A 23,374-nucleotide genomic window follows, 5' to 3' on the forward strand; every position below is an offset into this window, starting at 1 on the left:
TTATGTTTCGAATATACTATCGGAAAACAAAAAACAAGGGATCAAGCTGGATTTTTTTTTAAAATATTGTCAAACATGACATAAATCATGTTCGCTCCTGATCCATACACAAAAATTTACCAGGAATTTTATGGGTACTTGCAAAGACCTAATAATCGCCTAAAATATGTGTCTGGAATGCTGTAATCAATCTTGTCTTATCAATAACTGTACACTTGATTGGATTGAAAAAATCTCATCAAAGAAAAATACACCCCACTATCCTAAAAACCAGTTTATATTTTTTGAAGGTAGTCTGGTTATGGGTGCCTATTTCATCAAAAGAGGCCAGGTGAAAATCATTAGTTCGAATATCAACGGGAAAGAACAAACAGTAAGGTTAGCAAAAGAAGGACATATGCTTGGCCATACAGCATTTGGATTGGAAAAATACAGTATTGGTGCTGTTACTTTATCAGAATCAGAAATTTGTTTTGTAGACAATAGAACCTTACAGGAAGCCTTCCTTGAAAATCCAAAATTCACCATTGAAGTGATGAGGTTTTATTCCCGGGAGTTGAGAAAAAGTGAAATCAGAACAAAATGCCTGGCAATGATGAATAATGAGGAAAAAGTTATCCTTGGCCTCCTTTACATAGCCGAAACTTCTAATGATCAAAATTCAAATCAGACTAAGATCTACCTTAGCAGGCAAGAAATTGCCCAGATTATCGGAACCAATTCTGAACAGGTAAGCCGTGTTATTTCCAATTTAAGAAAAGATAAACTCCTTGACACTGAAGACCGGACTATTGTTTTACATGACCTCGAGGCATTAAAAGCTACGCTCAGCCATTATTGTATTGCCATCGAATATTAATTATGGTATCTGCGAAATTGCAGGATCTTTCATGCCAAAATAAAAATATAGGATTGACAATTGTCATAAGGCAAAACCTATTTACACTTTTACTTTGCTTTCGGTTTAGAATTCAATACGCCTAATTGAATCACCCCTATAATAAACTCTAACTTAATGACTATGATTACAGCAAAACCAAATCAATTTAAAGGATATTCCTATCTTTTAATCCTTTTATCTGGAATGATCCTTTATGCCTGTACACAGGGCCAATCCAAAAATACAGGACTCTCGAAATCCATGAAAGACCACAGCAAAACCAAAGTATTTGGTGAAATGGTGGCCGAACTGACCTCACCACCTCACGTACCTCCTCCAATTGGGAATAGGCCAGCCATGAAACTTTATATGGAAATGGAAATCATTGAAGATGAAATGGTCATGGCCGATGGAGTATCCTATGTATTCTGGACTTTTGGGGGAACAGTCCCTGGTTCATTCATTCGTGCCAGAGTCGGAGATGAGGTAGAATTCAAAATTAAAAACCACCCTAATAATAAGCTTCCCCATAACATCGACCTTCACTCCGTAACCGGACAAGGAGGTGGTGCAGAAGCCTCTTTCGTTGCTCCCGGACATGAAAAAACCTTTTCCTTTAAATTGATTAACCCAGGATTATTTGTTTACCATTGTGCAACCGCACCAGTGGGCATGCATATCGCCAATGGAATGTATGGTCTTATACTTGTCGAACCAGAAGGCGGACTTCCTCCGGTAGATAAGGAATTCTATGTCATGCAAGGTGATTTTTACACTGAAGGAAAATTTGGAGAACCAGGTCTTCAGCCATTTGATATGCAAAAAGCATATGATGAGAGGCCGGATTATGTAGTATTCAATGGAAGTGTCAATTCCCTGATCGGTGAAAATGCCCTTCAGGCCAAAGCTGGAGAAACTATCAGGATTTTCTTTGGAAATGGTGGGCCTAACCTGGCTTCATCCTTCCATGTGATAGGTGAGATTTTTGACAAAGTTTATGTTGAAGGTGGAGACCAGATCAATTACAATGTGGGAACTACTTTGGTACCTGCAGGTGGTGCGGCTATTTTGGAATTCAAAGCAGAAGTACCATCCAATCTGGTGTTGGTGGACCACTCGATTTTTAGAGCCTTTAACAAAGGGGCTTTGGGTGTGATAAGTGTAACAGGGGAGAAAAACAATAAAATTTTCGCCGGTGAGATCATGGAAGGCATCTATTTACCAGAAGGAGGGACAATTCAAAAAATGCCTGTCGATGGTTCAAAAGTAACTCAGCCAAGCCCAATGAACAAATCTGAACTTATAGAAGCCGGTAAAAAAATCTATATGCAGGCCTGCTTTGCCTGTCACCAATCCAATGGTGAAGGCGTAGCTAATGCCTTCCCTCCATTGGCTAAGGCTGATTACTTAAATGCAGATGTCAACCGTGCCATAGATGTACTTCTAAACGGACTTTCAGGAGAAATTACAGTAAATGGCAAAAAATATAACAGCATCATGCCTTCCCAACAGTTAAAAGATGAAGAAGCAGCAGCTGTCCTGACTTATGTATACAATAGCTGGGGAAATAATGGTACCCATGTAACTCCGGAGATGGTAAGTAAAAGAAGGAAAAAATGAGAAAAATATTCCTTTTGCTGGCAGGATTGTTTTTGATAAACAATGCATCTGCCCAACAAAGTAATATGGCACTGGTAAAGGGGGGAATTTATACCCCCCTCTACGGGATAGTTGAACAATCCGAGGTAAAAATCAGAGATTTCTATATGGATATTAATCCTGTTACTTATGCTGATTACCTGGAATTTGTCAACAAAAATCCCAAATGGCAGAAATCCAAAGTTTCCAAATTATTTGCAGATGGAAGGTATTTGTCCAATTGGGAAAATGACTTTTCTGCCCCCAAAGAATTTTTGGACAAACCTGTGACCATGGTCTCTTGGTTTGCCGCCAAAGCCTATTGCGAATGCCAAGGCAAAAGACTTCCCACAGTGGACGAATGGGAATATGCTGCAATGGCCTCAGCAAGCAAAAAAGACGCAAGAACAGATATTTTATATAACCTTTCCATCCTTAGAAGTTATGAAGAGCCAAAAACCTTTATGAAATCAGTGGGGCTGTCTAAAGGTAATTTTTGGGGAATAAAAGATATGCATGGAATGGTTTGGGAATGGACTCAGGACTTCAATTCCATCATCCTGACAGGTGAATCCCGCAATAACGGCAATACTGATGCTGGATTATTCTGTGCCAGCGGTGCCATTGGTGCTAAGGACATGATGAATTACGCGGCATTTATGCGCTATGCCATGAGGACAAGTTTGAAAGCCAATTACTCCATCACCACCTTGGGATTTAGGTGTGCAAAAGATACTCCATAATTATCATCAGAATATTCTTTGAATCCAATATGAAATACACACATCTTATCCTCATTATATTTCTGCTGTTTTCCTGTCAAGAAAACAGCACAATAGATTACCAAATCACAGAGATAGATCAACTCGACGAATTATCGATATACCAATTGCCATCCGAATGGAAAACCCAATACGGAGAAAGCATTGAATTCAAAAATCTCAAGGGAAAAACATTAGTGGTTGTCATGATTTATACCTCTTGCAAAACTGCTTGTCCCAGACTTGTAGCTGATATGAGGATGATTGAAGAAAAAGTGACCGGAAAGAAAGGAAAAGATATACAATATGTCCTCGTGAGCATAGACCCCAAAAATGATACGCCTGAAAAATTGAAAGCTTTTGCTAAGGAAAATGGCCTGGAAGATCAAAAATGGCTGTTTTTACAGGGAAATGAAGATGACGTCAGGGATTTTGCAAATATCATGTCTGTAAAATACAAACAGATCAGCCCCATTGATTTCTCCCATTCCAATATCATTTCTGTATTTGATAAACATGGAGTGATGAAGTTCCAAAAAGAAGGATTAGGACTGGAAAATGATGAAATCGTGGAAAATATTCTGGCCATTGCAAAGCTTTGAGTCAAAGTAAAGCCACTTACTTCAACTTTCATATGCCTGATACTGAAGATAATAAGACCTTACTGGAAATAAGATTATCCTGGATTTACCCTACTTAATTCGAACTGCTTGTTTTTTTCAATAAAGCAACTAAAACCAGAAGCAGCAGAACTGCTCCAAGTTGATGCAAAACACCCAAGCTGATGGGAACAGCCCAAATCAGCGTCAATACCCCAAGAAAAAACTGAATACCTATCAAAATCAATAAAAGGTTGGCAGTTTTAATTAACCTTACATGATGTTTTTTGATCTTCCACCATAGCCAAATAACTCCTAATAGAACCAAATAGGCCAAATAGCGATGGACGAATTGTACAACTATACCATTTTCAAACAAAGAAGAAATACCGCTTATTTCAAAAGCAGTCTTGAGGTCTGAGGGAATCCATGACCTGCCCATCTTTGGAAATGTATTGTACATTTTTCCTGCCTTTAATCCCGCCACAAAAGCTCCATAAATTATCTGTATAGCCAATATAAGCATTACAGCTATTGTCGCCTGTTTGGTGTCAAAAGATCGGTGTTTTTTAAACGGCTTCCACTCCAAGGCTACCCAATAGATATAAGCCGCCAAAGCCAATGCTGTGGAAAGATGGGCGGCCAATCGGTAATGGCTGACATGTGGTATATCAACTAAACCGCTTTTTACCATGTACCAACCTAAAAACCCCTGAAAGAGCCCTCCGCAAAAAATCAAAATGACCTGCCTTTTCATTCTACGGTCAAAGGCTCCTTTGAGCCAGAAGAAAGCTCCGGGAATTAAAAATACCAATCCCACTATCCTGCCGATCAATCTATGCAGGTATTCCCAGAAATATATCTTTTTAAATTCAGACAAGCTAAAATGACTGTTGAACACCTTAAATTCCGGACTGGTCTGATAATCTGCGAACTCCTTTTGCCATTGCTTTTCAGTCAAGGGAGGGATAGTTCCCATAATGGGTTCCCAACGGACCATGGACAAGCCTGAGAGGGTAAGCCTAGTGATCCCTCCTATCACTACCAACAATAGAACTAGGACCACACCAGACATCAGCCAAGTATGAATTGATTTTTGGTATTTTACTTGTGGATCAAGGGGTCCAAGTAGCATAACATGTGGCTGTTTCGTATAGGTTAAGACTTTCTAAATTTACTTTTGGGGGTAATTTGGGAATAATCCTGTCTTTGATCCAAAGCAACATCCGTTCTGCTGTGGGTTCATCATCCATCCATAAGATCTTTTGGTCGAAACCTCCAAAATCCAATCGGTTTTTTTCGTTTTCTTTCAGGATTAATGCATGGTCGAATTGACTGATAACACCTTCCTGTAAAATACTTTTCAGCAATTTGAAGTCCAACAACATGTCATTTTCAAGCTCTTTGCCAGAAACAGTTACATGCAGCACATAACTATGTCCATGTACCTGACAGCAGGGCCCATCGTAATCCGTAATGCGGTGGGCCGATTCGAAGGTAAAAATCTTTGTAATGCTAAGCATAGTTGATATTTTGGTCCAATATGGCATTGACGGTTGAATCTCCCAAGTGATGACTTTTAGGCCTTTTCCCATGACCATAAGTATTGAAATCCAAAACCACTCAGGAGAATTTCAGTCAGTTAATTTGTCCAATTCTGCACTCAGATATTAATTTTAAACTTTTTATTTTGACAGTTCCAGCATCCGCATAAGTGGATGGAGAGCTTCTTGCTGTATATTGGGATCCAGGACAATTTCCGGATTTTCATACAAGAGACAATTATAAAGTTTCTGTAAGGTATTGACTTTCATAAAGGCACATTCGCTGCAAGCGCAGGTATTGTCCTCGGCAATAGGAATTGGTATTAAAACTTTTTCCGGAGCTTTTTTTGCCATTTGGTGAATGATTCCTGATTCTGTACCTATGAGAAATTCATTGGACTCATCTTCCTGGACAAACCTGATCATACCCGAAGTGCTTCCAATATAATCAGCTATTTTTAAGAGTGGGAAATCGGCCTCTGGATGGACAAGGATTTTTGCATTGGGATACAAAACCATCAAATCCATGACCTTTTCAAGAGAAAAAGCCTCATGGACGACACAGGATCCGTTCCATAATTTTATATCCCTCCCGGTCTTAGCAACTAGATATTTCCCAAGATTTTTATCTGGTGAAAAATATATCTTCTTGGTTTTTGGGATTGAATCAATGATTTTTTCAGCATTGGAAGAGGTGCAAATTATATCTGACATGGCCTTGACCTCAGCAGAACAATTTATGTAGGTTACAAAAACATGATCTGGATTTAAAGCTTTCTCCCTTTTAAATGCTTCAGGTGTACATGAGTCTGAAAGAGAACATCCGGCTCCCAGGTCGGGTATGAGGACTTTTTTCTTTGGATTAATGATCTTTGCCGTTTCTCCCATGAAATGCACTCCTGCAAATACGATAATAGAGGAATCGGTTTCCATTGCTTTTCTGGAAAGCTCAAGGCTGTCCCCAACAAAATCAGCGACTTCCTGGATTTCGGGTGATTGGTAATAATGGGCAAGGATTACAGCATTTTTTTCCTTCTTGATAGCTGTAATCATATTATGCAAGGTGTTCTCTGATGATCCAGGTAGCATTTGATTTACTTTTTACTGACTTTTAGAAACTGTGATCCAATTCTAAAGGACTTGTTTTTAATTATATCAATTTAGAGGACAAATTTATCCTTTACAAAATTATCAACAGGGCCATTTGAATCATAGTTTTATATGACTTTCGTCAGGTTTTGCCCTAGCGGGCTTCGGTACCTTTGTCCCCAATAAAATCAAGAAACTATGGCTACATGGCTCAAAGAATGGAATCCTGAGGATAACAACTTCTGGGAATCCACAGGAAAAAAAATCGCCTGGCGTACCCTAAGCATCACTACTATTGCATTGACATTGTCTTTTGCAACTTGGTTTATGATGAGTGCTATTGTCACAAGGCTGCCTGGTGTTGGATTTCAGTTCACCGACAACCAGCTTTTTTGGCTGGCAGCTTTACCAGGTCTAGCGGCAGGGACACTGAGGATTGTCCATACCTTTTTGATTCCTATTTATGGGACCAGGCACACGATTACCATAGCTACATTAATCAAGCTCATTCCGGTCATAGGAATCGGATTGGCGGTGATGAATCCCGGTACACCCTTTTGGATATTTGTAGTATTGGCCCTTACGGCCGGATTTGGAGGAGGTGATTTTTCTTCATTCATGCCCTCTACCAATATGTTCTTCCCTGCCAGATTGAAGGGCACTGCATTGGGTATTCAGGCAGGTCTAGGGAACTTCGGTGTAAGTATTGCACAATTTATGACACCAATTATGATTGGGGTGGCCTTATATGGAGCTCCACAGCTTTTCAAAAGCGTAGATAAGGTGACGGGAGAAAGTATTACTAAGGAAATCTATTTACAAAGTGGTGCTATGTGGTATGCTCCCCTACTGATCATTATAGCAATTATTAGCTGGAAATACCTTAAAAGCATACCCATCAAAGCTTCTTTCAAAGAACAGCTGGATATTTTCAGAGATAAACATACTTGGTATTGTACCATTACCTACTTCATGACATTTGGTACATTTGCAGGCCTTTCGGCTGCATTCCCGCTCTTGATGAAGGTACTTTATGGTAACTTCGACCCTAGCTTGGATCCATTAAAATATGCCTTTTATGGACCATTGATCGGTTCAGCTTCAAGGATTCTTTTTGGCTTTGTTGCAGACCGTACCGGTGGTGCAGTATTAACCACTATTACAGGCATTGGGCTTTTGGCCAGTGTTGCCGTAATGCTATCATTTGGCTTGGTCAATCCCACAGGAATGGAGCAATTTCCAATGTTTGTCGGCACCATGATGGCCTTGTTTTTTTTCACTGGAATTGGAAATGCCTCGACTTTTAGACAATTTCCTATTATATTTAAGCATAACCCCAGGCAAGCAGCGGGTGTAATAGGCTGGACGGCAGCCATTGCTGCCTACGGTCCATTCATATTCTCACTATCTCTTGGTGCCTTTATCGGAAGCACTGGAAATGCAGAAGGCTTTTTCTGGATATTGGGAGTTTTCCTTGTGATCGCAACCCTTATTAACTGGTACTTCTACGATAGGAAGGGCTCAGAAAGGCCATCGTAACCGATTCAAAGTAACTAACCATAACCACAATATGCTCAAGCTTTTCCAAACCCTTAATAAGGTAGCATTTATTAAAGCTACCATTGCTGCCTTAGCAGTTGTTATTTTGGTTTTTATAGGTTCCAGAAACTTACAGAATTTTGATGCTGCATTGATAACCTATCTTTTCGGTACAGTATTCGCGGTTTTTGGTATTGCTTATAGATATTCAGTCTGGCTTCAAAGACCACCTACAAGGCTTTACTGGCGAAGAAGTATGCAGTTTCTGTTCAGTAAAGACTTCTTAACTTATGCTACCAGGTCTATATACCTACTGTTCCGAAATATCCTTTTCCAAAGGTTTATAGCATACAGAAGTAAAACCCGCTGGTGGGGGCATTTCCTTTTGGCTTCCGGCTGTCTGATTTCGTTTGCCATTACAATTCCTCTGACTTTTGGATGGATCCATTTCACGCTTGAACCCGGCACTTATGATATCTATAATGCCAACTTCTTCGGATTTAAAGTTGCCTCCTTTGAATTAGGGGGACCTATTTCCATACTGGCCTTTAAAGCCCTGTTTTTCACATCCATACCGGTCATCATTGGTGCTATCATTATGATGAAGAGAAGGGTTAAAGATGGGGGTTTGATTGCTACCCAATCATTGGATGGAGATTGGCTTCCTTTGGTATTATTGATTGCCATTTCAGTCACAGGACTGGGAATTGGTTATGATTATACTTTTCTGGAAGGAAGAACCCATCAATTTATGGCTGTGACACATGCCATTACAGTAATACTCTTCTTGATCTGGATGCCTTTTGGCAAATTCTTTCACATTTTCCAAAGATTGGCCCAATTGGGTGCCAATCTATATAAAATTGAAGGAAGCAAAAGGGGCATGGCAGTATGTCCTCATACGAAAGCAGAGTTTGCTTCACAGACACATATTAATGACCTGAAAACAGTCACCAAAGAATTGGGATTTGATTTCACCTTGGCAGATGGTACAAACCACCTTGATCTGTCTCCAGAGGGAAAAAGATCTGTCCTTGCCAAAGCGCATTTTGAGGCAAGAAAGGCATCAGGAAAATTCTTTGGATAAAAATCAAAACTATGGCAAAGCTACCTATTTCAGCAGAAAAGATAATTGATAAATTCGGGCCCAAGAAGCACTACACACCAATGGGAGGCTTTGAAGGTTCCCATGAACCAGACAAATTGGTAAAGACCCATTGTTGCTTTTGCGCCATGCAATGCGGTATTCAGCTCAAAGTCAAAGATAACAAAATTGCCGGATTTGAGCCTTGGATGGAATTCCCCTTCAACGAAGGCAGACTATGTCCAAAGGGTGTACAACGCTACTTGCAAAACAACCATCCGGACCGCCTGCTCCAGCCTTATCAAAGGGTGGAAGGAAAGGGTTTTGAGCCCATCACATGGGACAATGCCATGGAACGGACCATCAGTGAAATCCGTCGAATCCAGACCCAATACGGCAATGATTCCTTTGCAATGCTGTCAGGTGTTTCCCTGACCAACGAAAAAAGCTACATGGTAGGCAAATTTGCACGCCTTGCCCTCAAAACTAAAAACCTGGATTACAATGGCCGTCTATGTATGGTAAGTGCTGGGGCAGGAAATAAAAAAGCTTTTGGACTGGACAGAATTTCCAATTCATGGGCAGACCTCAAACATGCAGAGGTCATCATCATTGCCGGGTCAAATGTCAGCGAATGTTTCCCTACCCTTACGCACTACATCTGGCAGGCCAGAGACAATGGCGCCAAATTAATAGTAGTTGATCCAAGGGTCACTCCTATAGCCAGAACTGCAGACCTCCACCTACCGGTGAAGCCTGGACGTGATTCAGCACTATTTGGCGCTATTCTAAAGCAATTGGTGGACAATGATTGGATTGATCACGAATTTATTGAGAAACATACCAATGGATTTGAGGCTGCTGCTGAGGCTGTAAAGGATTATGACCTGGATTGGGCTGAAAAGACCACAGGAATTGAAAAAGAAAAAATCCTGCAGGCTGCTACTTGGTGGGGCAAAGCCAAAACCTCCTTTCTTTTGCATGCCAGAGGTATAGAACACCATACCAAAGGGGTGGACAATGTCCTGAGCTGTATCAATATTGTATTGGCTACTGGAAGGATAGGAAAACCATACTGTGGTTATGGCACCATTACAGGTCAAGGTAATGGACAGGGAGGTAGAGAACATGGACATAAATGTGATCAGCTACCCGGAAACAGAGATATCAGCAATCCTGAACACAGGAAATATATCGCTGAGGTTTGGGGAGTTGAAGAAAAAGAAATCCCAGGTATGGGCCTCTCTGCCTATGAAATCATAGAAGCCATCCACCGTGGAGAAATCAAAGGTCTGATCAGCATTTGCTTCAATCCGATTGTTTCCCTGCCCAATAACAATTTTGTAAGGGAAGCATTTGAAAAATTGGAGTACTATGTCGCCATAGATTTTTTCCTCAACGAAACAGCAAGACATGCGGATGTGATTTTGCCGGGCTCTCTCCATGAAGAAGAAGAAGGTACAGTCACTACAGCAGAGGGCAGAGTGGTCAAAATCAACCAAGCCATTGATCCTCCGGGAGAGGCTAGAAAAGACAGTGATATCCTGATTGAAATGGCAAGGAGACTTGGAGCAGGTGACAAGTTCAATTTTGAAAACTCAGAAGCTGTTTTCAATGAACTTCGTGTCGCTTCCAAAGGTGGTACTGCAGATTACTATGGCATCAGCTATGAAAAAATAGAGAAGAACATGGGCGTATTTTGGCCATGCCCTTCTGAAGACCATCCGGGAACACCTAGACTTTGGGAAGAAAAGAAATCCGCTTTTCCAGATGGAAAGGCCAGGTTCAATCCTGTTGCGTACAAAGAGCCTGCTGAAGTAGTGGATAAAGATTTCCCAGTAATCCTGACCACAGGAAGAGTTGTCAGCCAATACTTAAGCGGAACCCAAACCAGAAGAATTGGTAAATTGGTCGACCAATATCCAGAACCCCTTTTGGAAATCCATCCCAGTTTGGCAATTCAATACAATATCCAAAACAGGGATTTGATAACTGTCAGAACGAGGCGTGGTGAGGCTACTTTTCCTGCCCAAATTGTAGAGACTATCCGACCTGATACTGTTTTCATCCCTTATCACTGGGGAGGAAGCCATTCAGCCAACCAACTGACTGTGGGTGACCTAGACCCTATTTCAAAAATTCCGGAATTTAAGGTATGTGCCTGTCAGCTAATTCCTACCGGAAAAAAAGCAGCACCAGCTGAGGAAAGAAGTGCTTACCAAAGTTCATAAACCACAAAATCTACCTTGTTATGACAGTAACCAAATACGACCAGCAAATGGGCTTTTTCATAGACATGCAGCGCTGTATTGGCTGCCATGCCTGCGAAATGGCTTGTGCTGAATGCGAAACCAACGGTCAGGAAAGCATGATCCATATTCATTATGTGGAAAGGGCCGTCTCCACACAAACTACCGTGCAGGTGTGCATGCATTGTGAAGACCCTGCCTGTGCCAATGTCTGTCCAGCAGATGCCATATCCAAAGATGAATTTGGAGTAGTACATACTGCCGAAACATCCAGATGTATAGGTTGCTCTAACTGTGTCCTTGCATGTCCATTTGGTGTTCCCCAAAAACAGGAAAAAGCAGAGCTCATGATGAAATGCAACATGTGCTATGACAGAACTTCTGCGGGTAAAAAACCAATGTGTGCAACAGTATGTCCAAGTGGTGCGCTGTTCTTTGGGACTAGAGAAGAAATTGAACTTAAAAGGCCTGACAGTGTGCCTGTAGATACCTTTATTTTCGGAAATCAAGAGGTTAAAACAAAAGTTAAAATCATGATGCCCAAAGGCAGCAATTATTTAAAAGTGCATTAATCACCGCTATTTATGAAAAAAGACAATTCAGATATAACCCCAAAATGGAAAAATGATTTTCCATTTGACAAGGAAGAAGCTACCCATGTCTCCAGAAGAGAGTTTGCAAAATTCCTTACGCTATTTTCTGGTGCTTTAGCTTTGGGCAATGGTGCCATCGTACTCAAAAGCATTGCCTTCCCGGAAAAAGAATTGGAAGGTCAGCATTTTATCTGTGAAGAAAATCAGTTGCCCATGGGTGAAATGTTGCAGTTCGACATAGAAGGAGATAAAGTCATTCCTTATATTCTGATCCATTTGGAAGATGGACAATGGAGAGCTTTTGAGCAAAAGTGCACCCATTTGGCATGTGCAGTCATTTATAGGAAAGATTTGGATCTGATAGAATGTCCTTGTCATAAAGGTTATTTTGATCCAAGGACTGGAGTAGTTACACAAGGACCTCCACCACGGCCCTTACCCCAATTGGACGTGGTAGTAGAGAATGGAAAAGTGTTTGTCAAAGCAAAAAGCCATAAAGCCTAATCACTATGAGCAATTTTAGATATTCTCAAAAAGAAGCACACCCAAATAAAACCAATACCCTAATGACAGGTATTATCCTTTTACTTGTTTTATTGGTGAGCATTCAGATTTGGTTTCTTTATTCTGCTTTGAACAATGCCTTGACAGACAACTTTAACATAGCTGTTGGCACATTCATCGGATCCTTGGTTTTATTCATTACTGCGGCTTGGCTTTTGCGTTATTTGCCGGAACCCAGAAAGCCAAGAATTAAGGAATAATACCTATTGTCTCAATATCAAAACGAAGACTCAAATTCAAACATAAACCTTTCAGAAAAGTCCATTTGGGCTTTTCTGTTTAATTTAGCTTCGTTTATCCATTTTCACTTCAAATAATGATTTCAGTAAACCAGGCAAAGGATATTTTAAAAGCTACTGTTTCAACTGGAGAGATTAAACATCTCCCCCTTTCAAAAACGTTGGATTTAATAGCAGCTGAAGACATCTTCTCTCCCATTGAGGTCCCCTCTTTTGATAATTCTGCTATGGACGGGTATGCAATTACTTGGGAGGATAATTTAGATACTTGGGAAATAACAGATGTAATTGCCGCTGGAAACGGGAAACAACATCAACTTCAATATGGTAAAGCTGGTAGAATTTTTACCGGTGCTCCGCTACCTAAAGGATCTGACACCGTAATTCCTCAGGAATTTGTTCATCGGGAAGGAAACCTTATTAGAATAATAGATAAGGGTAAATTCCAAAAAGGCAGCAATGTAAGGTTTAAGGGTGCACAGACAAAAACCGGGGAAGTCATTTTAAAAAAAGGTAGCCAAATTACCCCTGGAACCATTGGTTTACTGGCCTCTGTGGGAATATCTGAAGTACCAGTATTTTCTCCACCAAAGGTAGCCATTATCATTACCGGCAATGAATTACAGGAGATTGGAAAACCTTTGGCTTTTGGACAAATCTATAATTCTAACCGTCCGGTATTGGAATCCTATCTCAAGAAACTTGGAATCCAAGATATCTTATCCTATCAAGCTGAAGATGAACCTAAAGCCACCCAAAAGATCATAGAAGAAGCTTTAGCAAAAGCAGATTTGGTATTACTGACGGGAGGTATTTCTGTGGGGGATTATGACTTTGTGAAAAATGGCTTAGAAAATGCCGGTGTAAAGGAGTTGTTTTATAAAATCAGGCAAAAACCCGGAAAACCATTATTTGCAGGAAAAAAAGGGAGGCAAATGGTATTTGCTCTACCTGGAAATCCTGCATCAGTAATTACCTGCTTTAATCAATATGTCAGACCATCCCTGTTACAATGGATGGGGCATACATCTTCCTGGAGTGCCCATGAAGTCCTGCCAATAGCAAATGACTTCATACGGAATGCTGGACTAACCTTTTTCCTAAAGGCAAAAGTGGAACATGGAGTAGTACATATTCTGAACGGGCAAGAATCCTTTAACCTGATTTCTTTTGGTTCTGCCAATTGCCTTGCAGAAATACCGGAAGAAATTGAACAGTTGAAAGCAGGGGAAAAAATTGCCGTTTATTACTGGTAATCCATTGATAATAAGACCAAAAAGCTAATTTTCATTTAACCGGTTAACATAGGAAAACTTAACCAATGAAATTATTCTTGTTTCAAAATGATAATGGATATAGAACATTGTAATAGGTTTACAAAACACTGAAAATCAAGTATTTAATTGTGGTGAATTATCATTTATAGAAAATAGCATGGATGATTTGAGTATTTACATCTTGGCAGGGGGAAAAAGCAGACGCATGGGTCAGGATAAAGGTCTCATCGACCTCCTAGGAAAGCCTATGATCAAGCATATGCTGGACCGAGTGAGTATCTTAAACCTTCCAATAAAGATTGTAGCTCACCATGATCAATATAAGCAATTTGGTTTTCCGGTAATCAAAGACCTAATACCTGAAAAGGGACCATTGGGCGGACTTTATACCTCTTTGTGTGATGCCGTTTCAAAATTTGTGCTCTTAATGAGCTGTGACATGCCTTTTCTAAGCCTTGAGGTCATAAAAGCGCTAATTGCGCAAAAAAAGGATAATACGATTATCATTTCGGAACTGCACAATAATATTCTTCCTTTTCCAGGAATCTATCCGGCAAATCTTCGTCAGATTATCCATTTACATCTTCAAAATGAAAGATTGAAATTCCAGCAATTTATCCTCAGCACAGCTCATCTGAAGATCAACCTGGACGAAGAATATCAAAATCAACCTGAAATTTTCCAAAATATCAACAGTCCCCAAGACAAGGAGAAGGCCACGGCTTGGAGGGATAATAGACTTAAAAAAAATTAATCAGCCCATCTACTTCCATACCAAAAACCACAGACTATGCAAGAAAATATCAATTCCTTATCTTATAGAATGCTCTTCTTAAATACATTGGCATTCACTATTTGTTTTGCTGTTTGGACTTTTAACGGTGTAATGGTCACCTACCTTGTTGATAACAGTATTTTTGAGTGGGGACCGGTAGAAATTGGTTGGTTGCTAGGAATTCCTATCCTTACCGGTGCTGTATTGAGGTTACCATTAGGAATTATTACTGACAAATATGGGGGGAAATGGATATTTGCTGGCCTATTGCTGTTTTGTGCCATTCCAATGTATTTGATTGCTTATGTGGACAGCTTTATTTTTTATGCTATTTTAAGCTTTTTCTTTGGATTTGCTGGTGCTGGATTTGCTGTAGGTATTGGCTATACTTCTGTATGGTTTCCCAAAAATTGGCAGGGAAGGGCTTTGGGTATTTTCGGTGCCGGAAATGCCGGAGCAGCGCTGACTACGCTTTTGGCTCCTACCCTTTTGAACAGGTTCACTGACCATGGTTCCAACCCGGAAAACTGGCGGCTATTGCCCCAGTACTATGCCGGAGTGCTAGTATTGATGGCCTTTATATTTATTTTGTTCTCAGTAAATAAGAAGACCGGAGCACCTGCCCGCACTATGGGCCAGATCTTAAAACCACTACAAAGTATCCGCGTTTGGAGGTTTGGTTTCTATTATTTCCTTGTTTTTGGTTGTTTCATTGCATTTGCACAGTGGTTGGTGCCTTATTTTGTAAATGTCTATGGGGCAAGTTTGGTAGTAGCAGGGCTTTTTGCCTCACTATTTTCATTCCCTTCCGGGGTAATTAGGGTATTGGGAGGATGGATGAGTGACAAAATTGGAGCCAGGAGGGTCATGTTGGGCACATTCCGCTGGTCAGTGATCTTGGCAGCCCTTTTGATGGTACCTCGGATGGATATCATAACACCGGGTAAAGGAATTATGGCTGAAAGAGCAGGCCAGGTCCAATCAGTAAGTGACCGTGAAATTATAGTAGAGGAAAAAAGCTATGGATTGGCATCCAAAGCTTTGGCCAATCAAAAAATGGAAGATCCTAATACCTTGGCATCATTCCTGCCCCAAAAATATAATTGGCAGGAACCCGTAGTTACCGAAGGCCAACAAGTAGTTAAAAAAGAATTGCTTGCTAAAGGAGTGACACAGATTTCTTTTGAAGCCAATATGTGGGTTTATGCCATTCTCGTACTTTTGATCGGTATCGTCTGGGGAATTGGAAAAGCAGGTGTTTACAGGTTTATACCAGATTACTTCCCAAATGAAGTGGGCACTGTAGGTGGTATGGTAGGCGTCATCGGTGGCCTTGGAGGGTTTGTCTGCCCAATCCTCTTTGGTTACCTACTTGATTGGACAGGTCTCTGGACGAGTAGTTGGATCCTGATGTTTATCTTATCTGTACTTTGCCTATATTGGATGTTGCAGGTGACCAGAAAACTAATCAAAGCAGAATCCCCTGAAATAGCCAATAAAATTGATCGGGTGAAATAGAAAGATATTAAATTTCATTTAACCTTATTGAACCTATTTCTTGAAGAATTGTCATCAGGAAATATACTGGAAACAGGTAATTTCGTAGGCTAATCAATTGAAAAAATGTAAACCTCTTCCTAATGGAATTTGATTAATCCTGAATCTAGGGTCCAGTACAATGAATCTAACTTCATTCCAGAATTCTGGCCTCTCAATTTTAATTACTGAAAAATGATCAACATCACACATAAATCCAACACCTTAAGAAAAGCCATTGCCCAGGCCATAGTAAAGGTGAGTTCCCAGGAAACCATTCAAGCTGTAATTGAAAAGAAGGTTCCAAAAGGAGATGTCTTTGAAATGGCCAAAGTCGCAGGATTATTTGCAGCAAAGAGGACTGCGGATATGATTCCTGACTGTCATCCATTACCGGTAGAATTCACAGCAGTCAGTTATGAAATCAAAGACTTACAAATTTTCATTTTTGTTGAAATCCATACCATTTACAAAACAGGCGTAGAAGTAGAGGCCATGCATGCGGCCTCAGTAGTGGCTTTGACGATGTATGATATGCTCAAGCCATTGGATAAAGGAATCAGTATTGAGCAAATTAAACTGATAGAGAAAAAAGGAGGCAAAACTGATTTTTCAAAAGAAAACATTCAGGTTCTTAAAGCGGCTGTCATTGTATGTTCCGATTCTATAGCTGCCGGAAAGAAGGAAGACAGTGCAGGAAAAGCCATCATCAGAAAACTTGAAAATTCCAAGGTACAAATCCACGATTATCTTGTCATCCCTGATGAAGTAAACGAGATACGGAATCGGTTAAACCAATATGTGGAACAAAAAGTCAATATGGTCATTTTTACAGGAGGAACGGGACTTTCACCTAGAGATGTAACTCCTGAAGCCATCAAGCCGCTCCTAAAAACAGAAGTACCTGGAATTGAGGAAGCTATAAGGGCTTACGGTCAGCAAAGAACCCCCTACTCCATGTTATCCCGTTCTGTTGCAGGATTGATTGGCAAAACCCTTGTTCTTGCATTACCGGGATCTACAAAAGGAGCAGAAGAATCCATGGATGCTATTTTCCCTGCTATCTTGCATATTTTTAGGGTCATGGAGGGGCCGGCTTTTAGGCATGAATGAACTTGGAGATTATGAAATTGGTTAAGTTGTGGGTCTAGGGCTTGTTGGCTTAATGGATTACCTAGTTAAGAAATGGTTGATTAGACAATTGAGGGTATAGTTGTAGAGTAAATGTATTTCTGAAATACTAACAAAATAGCTATTTATTCAAAAGGGTCTCATTTTGATTCTTCAAGCGATCCATACAAGCTAAAAAATTTGAGAGGTTAAAAATCATAAGGGAGTGGGGATTGTGGTATAACTGCAAATCTCCCTCCCTTTCCAACTTTAATAATCCTCCAGTTTCTTTGCTGTAAAGGCCAGTTGTTAATCTTAGACATTCTGTCACAAACCAGTTCATAGGATTTAAGAAATTGGAAGAGTTCCATCAACTTACAAGCAACATAAAAAAAACAGAATTGATGGCAGTAACAAAGGACCACTGGGAAAATGTATATGAAACTAAGGATACCACAAAAGTTGGTTGGTTCCAGGAAAAACCAATTGTTTCTCTCGATCTAATTGAAGAATTCAGGATTAACAAAAATTCAGCTATCTTAGATGTAGGAGGTGGTGACAGTTTATTGGTTGATCATTTGTTGGCCTTAGGTTATAAGGATATATCTGTCCTTGACATTTCTTCCACCTCTTTGAAAAAAGCGAAAATAAGGTTGGGGGAAAATGCAGATAAAATCGAATGGATACATTCAGATATTATAGATTTTAATCCGGATCGGAAATATAATGTTTGGCATGACAGGGCTGTTTTCCATTTTTTGATGGATAAAGAAAAAATCGACATCTACCTTAAAATTTCATCCCTGCATATTAAACCGGGAGGATGGCTGTTTATTGGGGTCTTTTCAGAAACCGGACCAGAAACCTGCAGCGGACTTCCAGTCCAAAGGTATTCAACAGTAGCACTGGCAGAAACTTTTAGCATGTCCTTTGATTGCGTAAAAAGTTTTAATACGGATCACATTACCCCTTCCGGCGTAACTCAAAACTATAGTTTCTGCTGTCTCAAAAGGAAATAAATGGACTATCAGCTCCGGATAAATTTTGAATAAGGCTGAAAAGTAACAATTCTCACAAAAACCGAATTAGAAATTGCTGAATTTTGTCTTATAATTTCAAACAAAACGAAAAATCAAAACAGAAATAGCATATGTTCTTCGAATTAGTTTATGACAAAAGTTTGGCCCAGGCCAGTTATGTAATCGGTTGCCAGGCACATGGTGTTGCGGCAGTAATTGACCCTAAAAGAGATGTAGATACATATATTCAGATTGCCAATGCCAACAACATGAAAATCACACATATTCTGGAAACCCATATCCATGCGGATTTCTTGAGTGGTTCAAGGGAGTTGGCTGCATTGACCGGCGCTGAAATGTACCTTTCTGATGAAGGCGATGAAAACTGGAAATATGAGTTTCCCCATAATAAAATTAAAGGTGGTGATGTCGTAAAAATGGGTAATCTGACTTTTGAAGTTATCCATACTCCTGGACACACTCCAGAAAGTATCAGCTTCTTGTTGACCGACAAACCTGCATCCAGTGAACCTGTGATGCTGTTCACCGGAGACTTTGTTTTCGTTGGTGATGTAGGAAGACCTGATTTATTGGAACAAGCGGCTGGCCTCAAAGGTACGCAAGACCTAGGTGCAGCCCAAATGTATGATTCCCTCCAGGAGTTCAGCAAATTGGGTGACTTTATCCAAGTTTGGCCAGGTCATGGTGCTGGTTCTGCCTGTGGAAAAGCACTTGGTGCAGTTCCTATGACCACTGTAGGTTACGAAAAAATCAGAAATTGGGCTTTACAATTGTTAAATGATAAAACTGCATTTACCAAAGAACTATTGGCTGATCAACCTGAACCACCAAAGTACTTCGCGATGATGAAGAAATTGAACAAGGTGGAAAGAAAATTGTTGACAGCAGTTCCAAAAGTTCAAAACCTGTCCAAAGAAGCTTATGCAAAAGTAAAAGCTGAAGGATTGAAAATCATTGATACCAGACCTTGGCAGGAATATGCGGAAGGATTCCTAAGAGGTACTTACAGCATTACCAACAATAACTCTTTCTCAACCTGGATGGGTTGGTACTTGAGCTATGATGAGAACTTCGTTTTGATCGCTGAAGAAGGACAAGTGGAAGATTTGACAAGAAAACTGATGAGAATCGGTCTGGACAACTTCTACGGTTATATCTCTCCTGCACAATTGGCTGAGTATGAAAAAGGTAATTTGGAAAGTTTCCAGCCGATCGATAAAGATGCTGTAGAAGCCAAAATTGCAGAAGGTAATGTACAGGTAATTGACGTAAGAGGAGTGGCTGAGTACAAAAAAGGCCATATTGAAGGTGCAGACAACTTATTCGTAGGTAAATTACCACAGAATTTGGACAAAATTTCCAAAGAACAACAAGTAGTAATCCATTGTCAAAGTGGAGCTAGAGCAGCAATTGCCTACTCCATTTTGAAAGCCAACGGCTTCGATAATGTCGAAAACTATGCTGGTGGATGGGCAGACTGGTCTGCCAAAGAAGCAGAATTGATAAAAGGTTAATATTGAGTGAAAAAGCCCGGCATTCCGGGCTTTTTTTTTATAGAGAGGCTGTATCATTAGTCAAATGAATGGCCTGAAATTTGGCTATAAAAATTAAGACGCTGATACCTGCCTGAAAAAAAGAGGCTGTCCATTTTATGGACAGCCTCTTTTTCATTTTGGTTTAATAGATTGTTATTCCTTCTGAAAAACCCGCACATAATCTACTACCATCTGTTGCGGAAAAATGGTTGTATTGTCAGGATTGCCTGGCCAATTCCCACCAACTGCAATATTAAACAGGAAAAAGAATGATCCCCTTAATTCTGATAATGCTGAAGGTGTGATATCAATTTCATGATAAGGCTCATCGTCCATTAACCAGACAATTTTCTGCTCATCCCAAATGATAGAGAATACATGGAAATTATCATTAAATATTCCTTCTCTCAAGGTTACTGAGCCCCCAAACTCTGCATGGCTACCATTATTGTCCCAATGAACTGTTCCATGGACGGTATTGTTTCTGGCAGTTCCGGGTCCTCCTACCATTTCCATAATATCAATCTCCCCGCACCTTGGCCAACCCACCTGATCAATATTATCTCCCAACATCCAAAGGGCTGGCCAGATGCCTTGTCCTTTGGGCAGTGCTGCCCGTATATCCACTCTTCCAAATTGGAATGATTGCCTTCCCTGGGTTTTGATGCGGGAAGATGTATAATTTCTTCCTCCAGCATTTTCCTGTCTAGCCTGGATAATCAAGTGCCCATTTTCGACCCTTACATTCTCTCTTCTGTACCATTGCAGTTCATTATTACCCCATCCACAGAGCGTCGGGCATCCATCACCTAAATCAAATACCCAATCCGAAGATAAGGCATTTCCTTCAAACTCATCCCTCCAAACTAGGCGGTAACCCTCGTAACTTTCAGGACTCAGATAGCCATTTTGGGGAATCGCAAGTCCAAAAGCAGCCTCTGAAATACTGACCTGAACTTCTTCTTTAATAAAATCATTTTCAGTGGCATGTGCTTGAACTGTAATGGTAAAAGTCCCTGCCTGTCTGTAGGAAAAAGTAGCTTGATTGCCTTGCACCAATTCAGGAAACTGGTTATCAACTCCAAAACTCACCCTAAAGAAATTAGCGTTTTGAGCCGAAAAATTCACAGTTACATTTCCCCTCTCGCCTTGCAATACAGTGACCTGTAAATTCGTAGGCAATACCAATTTCGCATCAACGTCTTCTTGCTGGCAGGCCTGGGAAAGGACTGCCGCAAGAAGGAAGAGTAAGCTGTGTTTTAACTTAATCAACATAACAATCATATTAATCTGCCGGAACCAAAACATATGTCCACCACACACTGCCATTATTGGTAATATCAATCACCAATGTTAATTCTCTGGTAGTTGGATTATAATTTAAGACATCATAGGTAACAGACTCATTGGGTCTTGGTGGCCCCTGTGTATATTCACCGCCATTGAATGCCTTAGGCAGAACAATAAACGCACCTGTGCCGGTCACGGTTATTTTCGCACGGTTATTTCCGGAAGCAGCCTGGAAACTAAACTGATGAGTTCCTGATGCCCAAGCTGCCCCTGGGGTTCCCATCAGATTGGACTCAGGTTGACAGCCTCCTCCTGAAATACCCATGTAATCTTCAGCATAGATATCACCTCTTGCATCGTATTCAAAGACACCATTCTCTTTGAAGATAAACAGGTCATTGAAGAGACAAGGGCGGTCTCCGGAAATATTTTGCCCATTTGGGAAAAATTCATCACTTCCGGGTGCAGGGCCTACTCCAAAAGCACCGGCAGACGGTTTCAGCTTCCAAGCTTTGGAACCGTTTCCGATCAAATCCTGCAATCTCAGCCCGGTTTCTTCAGGATCATTTCCTGAAGGAATCAAGGTAAAGTTCCAGAAGACACCCCCATTTCCAGTAATATCTATAGACAATTGCAATTCCCCTGTGGCTCTATCGTAGCCAATAACTTCATAAGTAACTGACTCGTTTTGACGAGGTGGTCCTTGGGTATATTCACCTCCATTAAAGGCTTTTGGCAGGACTATAAAAGCACCAGTTCCAGTTACTGTGATTTTTGGTAAGCTATTGGCCGTACCTGGAGTAAAGGTGAACTGATGCTCACCAGAAGCCCAGGCAGCTCCGGGAGTTCCCGCTAAATTTGTTTCAGGCTGACATCCTTCTGACGACAAGCCCATATAAAATTCACCGAAAATATCTCCCTGCGCATCATATTCATAGGTTCCATTTTCATTGAAGATAAAGAGGTCATTAAACAGACATGGCCTATCTCCTGAAATGTCATTTCCATTAGGGAAAAAGGCATCACTACCTCTTGCTGGACCTACCCCAAATGCTCCCGCAGCGGGTTTGAGTTTCCAAGTTTTCCTTCCATTACCTACCAAATCACTTAGGCTGAAGTTTACGTTTGGATTTTCAGGCTCTGGCTGAGGGTCAACAGGTGGGGCAAACCCTGCAGGAATCAAACGAACATACCAAGCCAAAGCGCTATTTGCTTGGTCTGTAAACCTTAAGAACATCTCATTCTCAGATAAACTAAGGATCTGATAGGAACGGGTACCTGTAAAATATCCGATAAAGCCAGGAGAAGTTACACTCAAGACAGGATGCCTACCTGATTCTTCCACAATATTCCAATTTAATCCACCTGGAGATGCAAAAGGAGCTGACAAATCCCCTACTCCAGGGTCAAAAGCACCTGGAAAATTGGATCCTTGGGCGGCATTCAAATACACCAAGCCTCCTGTATTCCAATCGAATACAAAATCACGCAATTTGAAGGTATAACGCGTATTGTACATTCCACTTCCTACTTTCTCATTAGGACGGGCCTGATAAAACTCAGGAAATTCACTTCCTATAGGGCCAACTCCAAGATGACCTGCCCTAGTAGAGTCTATGGCCCAAGTTTTACCATTGATGGCATCGATACCGCCTGTAAGCAGATTGAAAACCGGTCTATCCAATAAGGTCGGATCTGTATTTTCAATCAATATGTCTTTTGAGAAAGAAACACTTCCTCCCCGGTTGTACACTGTAAGCGTAACTTTATATGTACCTGCCAAAGGATAAAATCCTGTCACCTTTCTTCCCTCTGCTTTTACACCATTCCCTAAATCCCAGACCATTAGAAAAAAGTCATTGTCTGCGGTAAATTGAAGAATATTGTCACTTTCTTCTGATGGTTCAAAGCTAAAGCCTGCCTCCTGTATCGTTGGAGGTTCTGCATCCAATCTATATTCATCTATACAAGCCCACATGAAAAGGACAGGTAATAAGAATGCTGCTAATTTGAATATTTTGTTCATTGCTTT

21 protein-coding genes are annotated in these 23,374 nt (G+C 40.6%); 16 read left to right on the forward strand and 5 right to left on the reverse strand.

All coding sequences use genetic code 11. The features are described 5' to 3' along the window. The first annotated feature begins 166 nt into the window (after positions 1-166). From CLV48_RS03575 to CLV48_RS03590, 4 genes are all read left to right on the forward strand, one after another. Positions 167-859: a Crp/Fnr family transcriptional regulator gene (locus CLV48_RS03575; protein WP_106565829.1), complete on the forward strand. Its 693-nt coding sequence runs from the start codon at positions 167-169 to the stop codon at positions 857-859. Positions 860-1,021: 162 nt separating this feature from the next. Next, complete coding sequence (gene nirK, locus CLV48_RS03580; protein WP_245889472.1) at positions 1,022-2,500, forward strand: copper-containing nitrite reductase; 1,479 nt, start codon at positions 1,022-1,024, stop codon at positions 2,498-2,500. Beyond that, entirely contained in the window at positions 2,497-3,261 is a 765-nt protein-coding gene (locus CLV48_RS03585; RefSeq protein WP_106565830.1) for a formylglycine-generating enzyme family protein, read from the forward strand. The genes nirK and CLV48_RS03585 overlap by 4 nt, the downstream gene beginning before the upstream one ends. A 29-nt stretch (positions 3,262-3,290) precedes the next feature. Continuing rightward, the gene (locus CLV48_RS03590; protein ID WP_106565831.1) at positions 3,291-3,881 is read left to right on the forward strand and encodes an SCO family protein; all 591 of its coding nucleotides are present in this window, start codon (positions 3,291-3,293) and stop codon (positions 3,879-3,881) included. Positions 3,882-3,975: 94 nt separating this feature from the next. On the opposite strand, the gene CLV48_RS03595 is transcribed toward CLV48_RS03590, so the two are convergent. The 3 genes from CLV48_RS03595 to nadA form a co-directional block, all read right to left on the reverse strand. After that, positions 3,976-5,013: a COX15/CtaA family protein gene (locus CLV48_RS03595; RefSeq protein ID WP_106565832.1), complete on the reverse strand. Its 1,038-nt coding sequence runs from the start codon at positions 5,011-5,013 to the stop codon at positions 3,976-3,978. Then, positions 4,994-5,401: a 6-pyruvoyl trahydropterin synthase family protein gene (locus CLV48_RS03600; RefSeq protein ID WP_106566127.1), complete on the reverse strand. Its 408-nt coding sequence runs from the start codon at positions 5,399-5,401 to the stop codon at positions 4,994-4,996. The genes CLV48_RS03595 and CLV48_RS03600 overlap by 20 nt, the downstream gene beginning before the upstream one ends. 162 nt (positions 5,402-5,563) lie before the next feature. Next, a complete protein-coding gene (nadA, locus tag CLV48_RS03605; protein ID WP_106565833.1) occupies positions 5,564-6,511 on the reverse strand; it encodes a quinolinate synthase NadA in 948 nt (315 codons plus the stop codon). Positions 6,512-6,709: 198 nt separating this feature from the next. Here nadA and CLV48_RS03610 point away from each other — a divergent pair, with 198 nt between their 5' ends. The 12 genes from CLV48_RS03610 to CLV48_RS03670 all read left to right on the forward strand — a co-directional run bounded on the left by CLV48_RS03610 (position 6,710) and on the right by CLV48_RS03670 (position 20,031). After that, positions 6,710-8,050 carry an MFS transporter gene (locus tag CLV48_RS03610; RefSeq protein ID WP_106565834.1) on the forward strand — a complete coding sequence of 447 codons (1,341 nt, stop codon included), beginning with the start codon at positions 6,710-6,712 and terminating at the stop codon, positions 8,048-8,050. A 31-nt stretch (positions 8,051-8,081) separates the two neighbouring features. Next, a complete protein-coding gene (locus CLV48_RS03615) occupies positions 8,082-9,137 on the forward strand; it encodes an MFS transporter (protein WP_106565835.1) in 1,056 nt (351 codons plus the stop codon). An 11-nt stretch (positions 9,138-9,148) separates the two neighbouring features. Further along, on the forward strand, positions 9,149-11,365 hold the full coding sequence (locus CLV48_RS03620) for a molybdopterin oxidoreductase family protein (RefSeq protein WP_106565836.1): 2,217 nt from the start codon (positions 9,149-9,151) through the stop codon (positions 11,363-11,365). Positions 11,366-11,385: 20 nt separating this feature from the next. After that, the gene (locus tag CLV48_RS03625; RefSeq protein WP_106565837.1) at positions 11,386-11,955 is read left to right on the forward strand and encodes a 4Fe-4S dicluster domain-containing protein; all 570 of its coding nucleotides are present in this window, start codon (positions 11,386-11,388) and stop codon (positions 11,953-11,955) included. A 12-nt stretch (positions 11,956-11,967) separates the two neighbouring features. Continuing rightward, positions 11,968-12,480, forward strand: a complete 513-nt coding sequence (locus CLV48_RS03630; protein WP_106565838.1) for a QcrA and Rieske domain-containing protein — start codon at positions 11,968-11,970, stop codon at positions 12,478-12,480. Positions 12,481-12,485: 5 nt separating this feature from the next. Next, positions 12,486-12,740, forward strand: coding sequence for a DUF6755 family protein (locus CLV48_RS03635; protein WP_106565839.1), 255 nt, complete (start codon positions 12,486-12,488; stop codon positions 12,738-12,740). Positions 12,741-12,856: 116 nt separating this feature from the next. Further along, positions 12,857-14,035: a molybdopterin molybdotransferase MoeA gene (locus CLV48_RS03640; protein ID WP_106565840.1), complete on the forward strand. Its 1,179-nt coding sequence runs from the start codon at positions 12,857-12,859 to the stop codon at positions 14,033-14,035. 178 nt (positions 14,036-14,213) lie between these two features. Next, positions 14,214-14,810: a molybdenum cofactor guanylyltransferase gene (gene mobA, locus CLV48_RS03645; RefSeq protein WP_106565841.1), complete on the forward strand. Its 597-nt coding sequence runs from the start codon at positions 14,214-14,216 to the stop codon at positions 14,808-14,810. Positions 14,811-14,846: 36 nt separating this feature from the next. After that, positions 14,847-16,349 carry an MFS transporter gene (locus CLV48_RS03650; RefSeq protein WP_106565842.1) on the forward strand — a complete coding sequence of 501 codons (1,503 nt, stop codon included), beginning with the start codon at positions 14,847-14,849 and terminating at the stop codon, positions 16,347-16,349. A 213-nt stretch (positions 16,350-16,562) separates the two neighbouring features. After that, a complete protein-coding gene (moaCB, locus tag CLV48_RS03655; protein WP_106565843.1) occupies positions 16,563-17,480 on the forward strand; it encodes a bifunctional molybdenum cofactor biosynthesis protein MoaC/MoaB in 918 nt (305 codons plus the stop codon). Positions 17,481-17,881: 401 nt separating this feature from the next. Then, positions 17,882-18,496, forward strand: coding sequence for a class I SAM-dependent methyltransferase (locus CLV48_RS03665; protein ID WP_106566128.1), 615 nt, complete (start codon positions 17,882-17,884; stop codon positions 18,494-18,496). Between the two features lie 131 nt (positions 18,497-18,627). Then, positions 18,628-20,031: an MBL fold metallo-hydrolase gene (locus CLV48_RS03670; protein WP_106565845.1), complete on the forward strand. Its 1,404-nt coding sequence runs from the start codon at positions 18,628-18,630 to the stop codon at positions 20,029-20,031. A gap of 174 nt (positions 20,032-20,205) precedes the next feature. On the opposite strand, the gene CLV48_RS03675 is transcribed toward CLV48_RS03670, so the two are convergent. Both CLV48_RS03675 and CLV48_RS03680 read right to left on the reverse strand, forming a co-directional pair. Beyond that, the gene (locus CLV48_RS03675) at positions 20,206-21,327 is read right to left on the reverse strand and encodes a glycoside hydrolase family 16 protein (protein ID WP_245889473.1); all 1,122 of its coding nucleotides are present in this window, start codon (positions 21,325-21,327) and stop codon (positions 20,206-20,208) included. Positions 21,328-21,337: 10 nt separating this feature from the next. After that, the gene (locus tag CLV48_RS03680; RefSeq protein WP_106566130.1) at positions 21,338-23,368 is read right to left on the reverse strand and encodes a PKD domain-containing protein; all 2,031 of its coding nucleotides are present in this window, start codon (positions 23,366-23,368) and stop codon (positions 21,338-21,340) included. Between the last annotated feature and the right edge of the window lie 6 nt (positions 23,369-23,374).

Origin of the sequence: Cecembia rubra, from assembly GCF_003014575.1 — a bacterium.
Classification (GTDB): Bacteria; Bacteroidota; Bacteroidia; order Cytophagales; family Cyclobacteriaceae; genus Cecembia_A; species Cecembia_A rubra.

Coding starts and splice junctions, on each gene's coding strand:
- CLV48_RS03575 (WP_106565829.1), top strand. CDS start 167: ATGTGTCTGGAATGCTGTAATCAATCTTGTCTTATCAATAACTGTACA.
- nirK (WP_245889472.1), top strand. CDS start 1,022: ATGATTACAGCAAAACCAAATCAATTTAAAGGATATTCCTATCTTTTA.
- CLV48_RS03585 (WP_106565830.1), top strand. CDS start 2,497: ATGAGAAAAATATTCCTTTTGCTGGCAGGATTGTTTTTGATAAACAAT.
- CLV48_RS03590 (WP_106565831.1), top strand. CDS start 3,291: ATGAAATACACACATCTTATCCTCATTATATTTCTGCTGTTTTCCTGT.
- CLV48_RS03595 (WP_106565832.1), bottom strand. CDS start 5,013: ATGCTACTTGGACCCCTTGATCCACAAGTAAAATACCAAAAATCAATT.
- CLV48_RS03600 (WP_106566127.1), bottom strand. CDS start 5,401: ATGCTTAGCATTACAAAGATTTTTACCTTCGAATCGGCCCACCGCATT.
- nadA (WP_106565833.1), bottom strand. CDS start 6,511: ATGCTACCTGGATCATCAGAGAACACCTTGCATAATATGATTACAGCT.
- CLV48_RS03610 (WP_106565834.1), top strand. CDS start 6,710: ATGGCTACATGGCTCAAAGAATGGAATCCTGAGGATAACAACTTCTGG.
- CLV48_RS03615 (WP_106565835.1), top strand. CDS start 8,082: ATGCTCAAGCTTTTCCAAACCCTTAATAAGGTAGCATTTATTAAAGCT.
- CLV48_RS03620 (WP_106565836.1), top strand. CDS start 9,149: ATGGCAAAGCTACCTATTTCAGCAGAAAAGATAATTGATAAATTCGGG.
- CLV48_RS03625 (WP_106565837.1), top strand. CDS start 11,386: ATGACAGTAACCAAATACGACCAGCAAATGGGCTTTTTCATAGACATG.
- CLV48_RS03630 (WP_106565838.1), top strand. CDS start 11,968: ATGAAAAAAGACAATTCAGATATAACCCCAAAATGGAAAAATGATTTT.
- CLV48_RS03635 (WP_106565839.1), top strand. CDS start 12,486: ATGAGCAATTTTAGATATTCTCAAAAAGAAGCACACCCAAATAAAACC.
- CLV48_RS03640 (WP_106565840.1), top strand. CDS start 12,857: ATGATTTCAGTAAACCAGGCAAAGGATATTTTAAAAGCTACTGTTTCA.
- mobA (WP_106565841.1), top strand. CDS start 14,214: ATGGATGATTTGAGTATTTACATCTTGGCAGGGGGAAAAAGCAGACGC.
- CLV48_RS03650 (WP_106565842.1), top strand. CDS start 14,847: ATGCAAGAAAATATCAATTCCTTATCTTATAGAATGCTCTTCTTAAAT.
- moaCB (WP_106565843.1), top strand. CDS start 16,563: ATGATCAACATCACACATAAATCCAACACCTTAAGAAAAGCCATTGCC.
- CLV48_RS03665 (WP_106566128.1), top strand. CDS start 17,882: ATGGCAGTAACAAAGGACCACTGGGAAAATGTATATGAAACTAAGGAT.
- CLV48_RS03670 (WP_106565845.1), top strand. CDS start 18,628: ATGTTCTTCGAATTAGTTTATGACAAAAGTTTGGCCCAGGCCAGTTAT.
- CLV48_RS03675 (WP_245889473.1), bottom strand. CDS start 21,327: ATGTTGATTAAGTTAAAACACAGCTTACTCTTCCTTCTTGCGGCAGTC.
- CLV48_RS03680 (WP_106566130.1), bottom strand. CDS start 23,368: ATGAACAAAATATTCAAATTAGCAGCATTCTTATTACCTGTCCTTTTC.